Annotated in this window: 10 protein-coding genes; all 10 read right to left on the reverse strand. The window is 67.5% G+C overall.

The window, feature by feature from the left end; translation table 11 throughout:
* Nucleotides 1-24: 24 nt before the first annotated feature.
* Nucleotides 25-525, reverse strand: coding sequence for a glycoside hydrolase family 19 protein (locus ACFFGN_RS02720; RefSeq protein WP_380043634.1), 501 nt, complete (start codon nucleotides 523-525; stop codon nucleotides 25-27).
* A 20-nt stretch (nucleotides 526-545) separates the two neighbouring features.
* A complete protein-coding gene (locus tag ACFFGN_RS02725; RefSeq protein WP_380043635.1) occupies nucleotides 546-1,394 on the reverse strand; it encodes a hypothetical protein in 849 nt (282 codons plus the stop codon).
* 20 nt (nucleotides 1,395-1,414) lie between these two features.
* Nucleotides 1,415-2,215: a hypothetical protein gene (locus tag ACFFGN_RS02730; RefSeq protein ID WP_380043636.1), complete on the reverse strand. Its 801-nt coding sequence runs from the start codon at nucleotides 2,213-2,215 to the stop codon at nucleotides 1,415-1,417.
* A 71-nt stretch (nucleotides 2,216-2,286) separates the two neighbouring features.
* The gene (locus tag ACFFGN_RS02735) at nucleotides 2,287-2,745 is read right to left on the reverse strand and encodes a hypothetical protein (RefSeq protein WP_380043637.1); all 459 of its coding nucleotides are present in this window, start codon (nucleotides 2,743-2,745) and stop codon (nucleotides 2,287-2,289) included.
* Nucleotides 2,742-3,209, reverse strand: coding sequence for a hypothetical protein (locus tag ACFFGN_RS02740; RefSeq protein WP_380043638.1), 468 nt, complete (start codon nucleotides 3,207-3,209; stop codon nucleotides 2,742-2,744). The genes ACFFGN_RS02735 and ACFFGN_RS02740 overlap by 4 nt, the downstream gene beginning before the upstream one ends.
* Nucleotides 3,210-3,212: 3 nt before the next feature.
* Nucleotides 3,213-3,746 carry a hypothetical protein gene (locus ACFFGN_RS02745; RefSeq protein WP_380043639.1) on the reverse strand — a complete coding sequence of 178 codons (534 nt, stop codon included), beginning with the start codon at nucleotides 3,744-3,746 and terminating at the stop codon, nucleotides 3,213-3,215.
* Nucleotide 3,747: 1 nt separating this feature from the next.
* Nucleotides 3,748-4,902, reverse strand: a complete 1,155-nt coding sequence (locus ACFFGN_RS02750; RefSeq protein ID WP_380043640.1) for a hypothetical protein — start codon at nucleotides 4,900-4,902, stop codon at nucleotides 3,748-3,750.
* Nucleotides 4,902-5,936 carry a hypothetical protein gene (locus ACFFGN_RS02755; RefSeq protein WP_380043641.1) on the reverse strand — a complete coding sequence of 345 codons (1,035 nt, stop codon included), beginning with the start codon at nucleotides 5,934-5,936 and terminating at the stop codon, nucleotides 4,902-4,904. Before ACFFGN_RS02755 ends, ACFFGN_RS02750 begins: the two co-directional genes overlap by 1 nt.
* Nucleotides 5,937-5,949: 13 nt before the next feature.
* A complete protein-coding gene (locus ACFFGN_RS02760; protein ID WP_380043642.1) occupies nucleotides 5,950-6,819 on the reverse strand; it encodes a phage tail family protein in 870 nt (289 codons plus the stop codon).
* A 4-nt stretch (nucleotides 6,820-6,823) separates the two neighbouring features.
* A partial coding sequence (locus ACFFGN_RS02765; RefSeq protein ID WP_380043643.1) for a hypothetical protein occupies nucleotides 6,824-7,598 on the reverse strand: 775 nt, incomplete at its 5' end.

A 7,598-nucleotide genomic window follows, 5' to 3' on the forward strand; every position in this document is an offset into this window, starting at 1 on the left:
CTCCGTTCTCGGCCAGGTGGCCGGCTACTTGCGGTTGATGGTGATGCCGTCCGGCACGGCGCCGGTCAGGTAGCGCAGGGCGCTCTTGAACGAGTCGGTACGGCGTGTGTCTTCGGAGCCGTTGCCGAGGGGGTAGCCGATCGCGGCGCAGATCTTCCCGAACTGGAGCGTGTCGGCGTACTCGTTGCAGCGGGGCCGGGCCACGGTCCAGTACCAGACGGCGATTCTTGCGGACCACTGCAGCGACATGGCCGCATCTGGATCAGCGATCAGGTCTACGCCGAGGTCTTCACCTGCTTCGGTGTAGTTGTAGACGCCGGTCAACTGGATGTAACCCCGCCCGCCGTAGGTGCGGGTGTCGCCGATTTCGCGGATGTTGTACTCGTGGTACGACTCGTGCGAGAGGGTTGCGAGGAACGCCGCGACCCTGCGCGGGGTGTTGATCTGGCCTTGCTCCATCGCCGCCAGCAGGCCGGGGAGTCCCACGGCTACGAGTTCGGGGCGCCGGACGCGGGCCCCGAACATCGCCTGCAGGTCAGCGACGGTCAGGCTTTTCCCGCGGTGCCGTCGTCGGTGTCGGCCTCGATGCGGTCGAGTTGAGCGTTCAGGGCACCGCCTTCGCGGAGCATCTCGAACACGGCGTGGGCCTCGCGCAGCGCCTGCGCGACAGTGAGCGGCCGTCCCTGGTAGTCGTTCATGCCGAGGGTGTCGGTGAGTTCCATGTCGTCGTCTCCTACGGGTGGTGGGGTGGTGGTGGGTTTCGCGGTGAGCCGTTTGGCGACGGTGATCATGCGGTCGACCTCAGCGTTGGTGATGCCGGGGTCGCCGTGGGTGTTGCCCGAGGCGTGCTGGTGGCCGAGCATCCCGCGGAACCGGTCGTACTCGGGGCCGGACATCCGGATGGGGGAGTCGGCCCGGCCGGAAGCGGGGTAGGTCAGCCACTCGCCGGCCGCGACGATGGGGACGCCCCACTCCTTGTGCAGGAAGGCGAGAAGTTCGCCGAGGTCTTCCCAGGCGTCGGCGGGCATGTCGTGCACGGAGTAGCCGTGCACTTTGTACGACTTGGGGTCGCAGTAGGCGACGATCTCGACCTGCACGACGCTGTCGCGGTTCTCTCGGACGGTCGTGTTGGCCGAGTCGCGCAGTGCCCGCGCGGAGCGGTTCAGGAAGTTGTGTTGCCGCCACCGGTCCTTGGCCGCGACCCACGGGTTGTACGTCAGCGTCGGCGCGTTGCTGCCGGAGACGCCGTCGTTGGTGTACGACGGCCAGGACTTGCCAGACTCGGTCGTGTGCAGCAGGAGCTTGTCTATTCCGGGCATGGTGACCCGGTCAAACTTCGTCTCCCACCACTGCTTTGTGCGGTCGGCGGGTGGGTAGATGCGGGACTTGGCCATGAGTAGGCTCCCTCAGGGGGCTATTTGGTTCTGCGGGCGTTCGTGGGCGCCGGGGATTCCGGGCCGATGCGGCAGGGGCCGCGTGCGGTGCCTTCGGTGCCGTTGGTGTAGTGGATCCGCCAGTACGATGCGGCGTCGTCGCCGACACAGTCGGTGTCGGCGATGCTGACGGGAGGCGGGGCGTCTTTGCCGTCCTTGCCGTCGGTGCCGTCTCGGCCGTCCTGGCCACGGCAAGGCTTGCTTTCCTGGGCGCAGTAGCTGGCCAGTGACGCGGCAATGAGAGGGCGCAGCTGTTCGTCGGTGACTTTCGGGGCGTCTTTGCCGGGTGCCCCGTCTATTCCGTCCACACCGTCGGCGCCTTTCGTGCCGTCAGTGCCGTCGTCGCCGCGTTTGCCGGTGCACCGGTCGTTGGCGCAGTACGTCGCGACCGCGACAGTGATCAGCGGCGCCACGTCCTCGGCGGTGACCGATTTGCCGTCCTTCGGTTTCGGCACCAGCGTTGCCGCCACCCGCGCGATCTGCGTGATCTCAGCCTGGCTGATCGGCGACTTGGCCCGGGCTACTTCCTCGGCCGCGACCAGGCGGATCGTGGCCAGGTCTTCAACGGTCAACCGGTCACCCGCCGCAGGCGGTTGGACCGTGACCGTTGGCACCGGGACGGGCTGCTTACCTGCGGCGACGAGGTCCCGGTTGGCCCTGGCGAGCGCCTTCTCGTTCTCCCGAGCCTGCAGCTGCGCAGAGGACGCGACATTCAGCGCACGTGCTGCAGTGTCACCGGTTTCGCTCACCTGACCAGTCAGGTTGAACAGCTGAGCGAACATGTACCCGAAGGTAAGGACAAAAACAGCCAGCGCCCCCAGCCCGTAGCGGACAGCGCTGCGGGTCTTTGCATTCACGTCGGATCAACGCCCTCCGGCAGGGGGATGTTGTGGTCGGCGAGCGCCATCCGGAGCACGTACGTACGCCGACGTTCCTCGTCGAGCAGCCGCTCGAGCGCCTTGATCTCGGAAGCATGCAGTTGCCGCATCTGCCGGACCTCGGACGCGTGGGCATCCTGCATTTCCCGGAACTCGTTATCGCGGGCCTTGGCCGCCTCGCGCAGCTCTTTGCGCAGCCCCTCGACCTCACCCCTCAGTTCCTGAATGTCGGTGCGAAGTTCAGCCTCGGTACCGGTCTCACGCGCTTCGGCTTCATCGGCTCGCTTTTTGTAGCCGTCGACATCGATCTGCCGGCCTTCCTTGTACTGCTTGGCGGCGTACGCGAGGAGGGTGGCGACCAATGCGAGTCCGCCGGTGGGTGCGGCGAGCGTGGTGGTCGTGACCTCCATGGCCGCGATCAGGGACGGGATCACCGCTCGACTGCCTTCCTGGGCACAGGGCCCTTCCTGATGTAGAGCAGGATCAGGTGACCCGTCAGGCCCAGGAGCGACTGGGTGACCGCACGAAGGATCCAGCCTTGGGTGTCCACGGCGGGGCTGTGGAAATACATCCAGACTGCTTGAGCGCTTGCGATGGTGAAGGCGAAGAACAGCCCCGCGCCGAGGAGATGGCCGACCCAAACGATCAGGTGCAGGCGGGCGATAAGTCCGATGGCCAGCGTGATGCCGGCGACGAGGAACACGATGCCCCACGCGCGCAGTGTCGCGATCTCTTCCACGATCGTCAGCGACGGCAACCAGATAGCACCGGTGGGGGTGTTGATGTAGTCGAGGCCGCAGACGATGGTGTGGAGCGCCAACACGGCCGACATCGTGCGGGCCAGCCACCAGGGGATCTCGGTTCTGGCTAGCCTGGCCGCGAAGTCTTGCAGTGACATGGGCTAGTCCCCCTGGGCGCCGTAGGGCCGCACGGTGATGCTGCCGCTCACCGACGTGCGTTGCGCCTGGACCTCGATCGAGACCCATTCGTCGTACGCCCCAGGCACGTCGATCACCCAGAAGGGAGTGACCGTGTCACCGTCCGGAACTTCAGTCAGGGTGTCCGGCAGCACCGTCGCGGTCCCGGCGATGATGGCGCGGACCTGCCCGGTCACACCTGAACCGGACGCTGCCGCGGACAGCCTGATCTCGAGACGGTTGTTCTGCCGGCGACCGGTCACCGTGTAGGCCTCAACCCATGTGGTGGACGTGACCACGGTCGCTGATGCCGGTGTGGATGTGGACCAGGCCAGGCGGGGCCGCAGCAAACCGACGCCGGCGTCGATGTCGCTGCCCATGACCAGGTTGCCCTGCGCGTCGTGGACCTGGTCGTCGGGGTCGAACTGGTCAGGGAACTGCAGCAGCAGCCGTTTGACCTGCTGCTCCAAGGCTTTGATGCGTCCCATGGGGGAGTTGTCGCTGGTCGGTACACCCATCTCAGGACACCTCCGCGTAGGGGGACCACAGCACCGGGACCAGGACGTCGCTGGCGATGTCGAGGTCGAAGCCGATGACGCGGATGGTTTCGGTGTGGCCGTTCGGGTGCCGGTATGACGGGGCGGGGCGGCCTTCGCTGTCGGCGTCGTAGACGGTGAACCGGACGTCGTCGCCTGGCCACCAGTCGCGGTACACCTGCGGTGCGGCGGTGGCGTCGATTTGCAGCGACAGGATCCGTTCGCCGCGGCGCATCCGCGCGAGTTCGGCCCGGGCGAGGCCGGTGACCTCTACGACGTTGTCGGCGCCGTCTTGCTGGGCGATGTGCTCGACCCGGGGGTAGCCACCGGTGGTGATGGCGGCGGTGTCCCTCGCGGGCGGTGACGCGACGCCGCTGGACCCGACACCGATGATGTGGTTCGCGCCGTGACCGGCGGTGAAGTCGAGGGTGTCGCGGTAGGAGCGGACAGCGCCGGGGTAGTCGAACACGGTGTTGATGGCGGTGGTGCCGATGCGGGGCCGGGCGTAGAAGGTGAGGTCGACGTGTTGCCGGTTCTCGTCGCGCCACGACGCGCGCACGGTCCACTCGGGGCCGCCTTCGAGTTTCGCTAGGCCGTTCACGGCCTGCAGCACCGTGGTGCGGTTCGACTCCTGGTACCGCTGGTCCCGCAGAGCCGTGCCCTCGACGTCGAGGATGAAGTTGACGCCTTCCACGCCGGCGTCGGTGCCGACCAGGTCGGTGAGGATTTGGGCGTCTGTTTCGCCGACCTGGCCGGTGTAGGTGCGGGTCGACACGTGGCGGACGTCGAGGTAGGCGCCGCCTGTAGCGGCCGAGATGGTGGCGTCGCTGTCGCTTCCGCCGTCGACGAAGGTGATGATGCCGTGCCAGGGGATGTCGCTGCCGTCGACGCCGTCGTATTGGCGTTCGCAGATCAGCATGGACCGGTAGGGCAGGGTGCAGCCGAAGAAGTCGATGGCGCGCGGGTCAATACCGAGGTTCTCGTACTCGGCGAGGTCGACGGTGAATTGCATCGACGACACCATGGACAGGCGTTCCTGCAGTGGACCTTGTGGTTTGGCCGGGACCTGGATCAGTTTCCGGCCGGTGGTGAGATCGCAGGCCCAGTACCGGTACTCGGCGCGGGGGCGCGTGACCATCAGGGCTGGTTCTTCTGGAAGCGGCCGTTGAGGACGATGATGGCGCCGGTGTCCCAGGCGATGGTGCCGTTACCGAGCCGGAGACCGTCGGTGGTGCGTGAAGCGCCGACCTGGTTCGACGAAACCGTGTACCACTGGACGGGGATCCGGTTGGCGGGCGCGGCGGCGAGGATGTAGTACCCGGTTCCGGCGTCGGTGTCGTAGTCGGCGACGTTGAACGGCAGCGTCCAGGCGTAGACCCCGGTGCCGAAGTTGGTGGTGGAGCCGCGGACCAGTTTCAGTTTCCAGTCGGCCATGTTGCCTTCGTCGCGCCACCGGCCGGTCAGCTGACCGTTGTTGATGGCCATGTTCCCGCCGGGGCTCGACATCACCGGGTTGTAGTCCACCCACGGAGCAGCGAGCTCATTGCGCCACGCTGACCCGGTCCAGATCTCGGTGCGGTCGACGTCGGTGCGGTAGATCCGCAGGCCTTGCGTTTCGAACGCTGGCCGTTGCGCGACCGTGAGGATGCCGCCGGCGGCGGCGTACTTGATCAGGGCCGGGTTCGGGGTGAACACGGGGTTCCCGCCGCCCGCGGCCGGTACGGCGAATGTGCCCAGCCGGATCGATGCGCCAGTCAGTGCCGGGGCGGACGGTGACCCGTTCGCGGTGCCTGCGGTCAGGACAATGTCGATGCCGCGTAGCCCGGACCCATCGGCCTCGTGGTCGTACAGCTTCACGTCAAGGGCGTCGATGCGTGGCAGGGTGGCGTGCGCGGCTGCGATGGTTTTGCTGAGCTCGGTGGACCCGGCGGGGAACGCACCCCGGTAGACGCCCTGCGTGGTCGGGGACGTGGCGCCCTCGATCACGGCGGTGAGTGGCTGGATCGTGACAGCGAACCCCGTGTTGGACACGTTGCCGCCACGGATCCCGGAGAACACCCGGGTGCCGGACGCGCCCTGGAACAGGGCACTGTCGATCTGGCGGCGTTCTTGCGCGGTGAGCGACGGGCCGCCGGTGCCTGCGTCGTACGTGATCGCGATGACGTCCTTCATCGGCCCGTCCCCTTCATTGGAATGTGTCCGACCACTGCAAGAGGGCAGTGCCTGTGCCTGAGGCGGCACGGAACGCGATGTGGTTCTGGCCGGTCTGCTCGCCGACGGCGCCCTGGAGTCCCCACGGTCCACCGCCGGCGGTCGACACGTAGCCCGTGCGGTCGGCGGTGCCCATGAGCAGCGCGACCATCGGCGTCGTCATGTAGATGTCGACGAACTCCCCGGCCGCGAGCGTCGCGACATACGACACCGACTGGCCAGTGGTGACGTTCAGGAGCTGCGGGACCACCAACGGGCCGGTGAACCGGACCGTGACTGGCGCGGTGATGTTGCCGTCGTTGTCGGCGCCGCCGTCGCCGGACACAGTCGACCCCAGGAACGTCTCCGGCCACGTCTCGCCCGGCCACGTGTTCCCGCCCATGGACTGCGGCAACGACAACAGCAGCGACTTCGGGGTCACGCCGTACCGGCGCGGGTCCGGGGCTTCGAGTTCGGCCTGCCACGTGGTGCGCAGGTCGGTGTCGTCGCTGCGGGACATGTCGCCGACGCGTTGGGCCTGGACCTTCAACGGGATGGCGTCGACCACGGTGAGGTCGAACAGGTCGAGGCCGAGGACACCTTCGAGTTGATGCTCGGCCTGCTGCCTGAGTAGATGCGTCGGGGCCTTAATCAGCCCGGTCGCGGTCATCACCCGCGGTTTCAGCCACTGCTTGGGGGCGGTGCGGCCGTGGGCGCCGGAGCGTTGCTGGCCGCCTCCTGTCCCGCCGGGCGAGCCCCATCCGTCGAGGGTGGCGAGGGTGAACTCGACACCGTCGGCGTTGGGGCCGCCGTTGAGGATGATGCCGCCTGGCAGGTGGATCTCTCGTTCGTCGGGGTACGGCATCAGATCACCACGTCTTCCCCATGAGCTGCAGCTTGCTGTTGGCGCGCTGAGCGATCCGGTCCGCTTCGTTCATGGACATGCCGTGGAACTCGAGTGTCTGGTGGTTCTCGACGATGCGGGTCACGCCACCACCGCCGCCGCTGTTCGAGCCGGCCCAGCCGCGGATGTACTGCTTGGACTGGTTCGGGATCACCCAGCCTGGGCGGCGCCCCATGCGCAGCACCTCCGGGCCTTCCTCGCCCACCAGGTAGTCGGTGTACGGCGCGGTCGGGCCGCCCTTCGCGCGGGCCTGCAGCTTCGGGATCGTCTTGCCGTACAGCACGTCAGCCGAGTTCGCGCCGATCGCGTTGGCCTGCTTTTCCAGCTCGGCCTGCGCCTTGTTCAACGCGTCGACCATGCCCTTGCCTGCGTCGAGGATCGACTGGGCTGCCTCGCCGCCCTCAGTGGCGCCCTTGCCGATCAGCTGCTGGATCAGGTCCTCGTCCAGCCCGGCCGCGCGCAGCCGGGAGATCCGGGACCCGAACTGGGCCACGTCTCGGCCTTGCTGCTGCAGGTCGAACAGCGTGCCCTTGGCGGTTCCGGACCGGCCGAACAGGTCGCCGATGTTGCCGCCTTGCTGCAGGCCCTCGGAGATTTGGCGGGCCATGTCGATCGCGGCCTGCTTCTGGTCGAGGAGGTCCTGGATCGCGTCCCGTTGCGCGTCGCTGGCTTTCGCGACCCGGTCCATGGCGTCCTTGACGCCACGCTCGGCCTTGGCGAGCTGGTCGGCCGAGGCCTTG

The sequence above is a fragment of the Kribbella deserti genome (genome assembly GCF_042434725.1).
GTDB classification, from domain to species: domain Bacteria; phylum Actinomycetota; class Actinomycetes; order Propionibacteriales; family Kribbellaceae; genus Kribbella; species Kribbella deserti.

Bases quoted from the DNA above. Each gene is read 5' to 3' on its own strand.
- ACFFGN_RS02720 (WP_380043634.1), bottom strand. From the start codon at position 525: ATGTTCGGGGCCCGCGTCCGGCGCCCCGAACTCGTAGCCGTGGGACTC.
- ACFFGN_RS02725 (WP_380043635.1), bottom strand. From the start codon at position 1,394: ATGGCCAAGTCCCGCATCTACCCACCCGCCGACCGCACAAAGCAGTGG.
- ACFFGN_RS02730 (WP_380043636.1), bottom strand. From the start codon at position 2,215: ATGTTCGCTCAGCTGTTCAACCTGACTGGTCAGGTGAGCGAAACCGGT.
- ACFFGN_RS02740 (WP_380043638.1), bottom strand. From the start codon at position 3,209: ATGTCACTGCAAGACTTCGCGGCCAGGCTAGCCAGAACCGAGATCCCC.
- ACFFGN_RS02745 (WP_380043639.1), bottom strand. From the start codon at position 3,746: ATGGGTGTACCGACCAGCGACAACTCCCCCATGGGACGCATCAAAGCC.
- ACFFGN_RS02750 (WP_380043640.1), bottom strand. From the start codon at position 4,902: ATGGTCACGCGCCCCCGCGCCGAGTACCGGTACTGGGCCTGCGATCTC.
- ACFFGN_RS02755 (WP_380043641.1), bottom strand. From the start codon at position 5,936: ATGAAGGACGTCATCGCGATCACGTACGACGCAGGCACCGGCGGCCCG.
- ACFFGN_RS02760 (WP_380043642.1), bottom strand. From the start codon at position 6,819: ATGCCGTACCCCGACGAACGAGAGATCCACCTGCCAGGCGGCATCATC.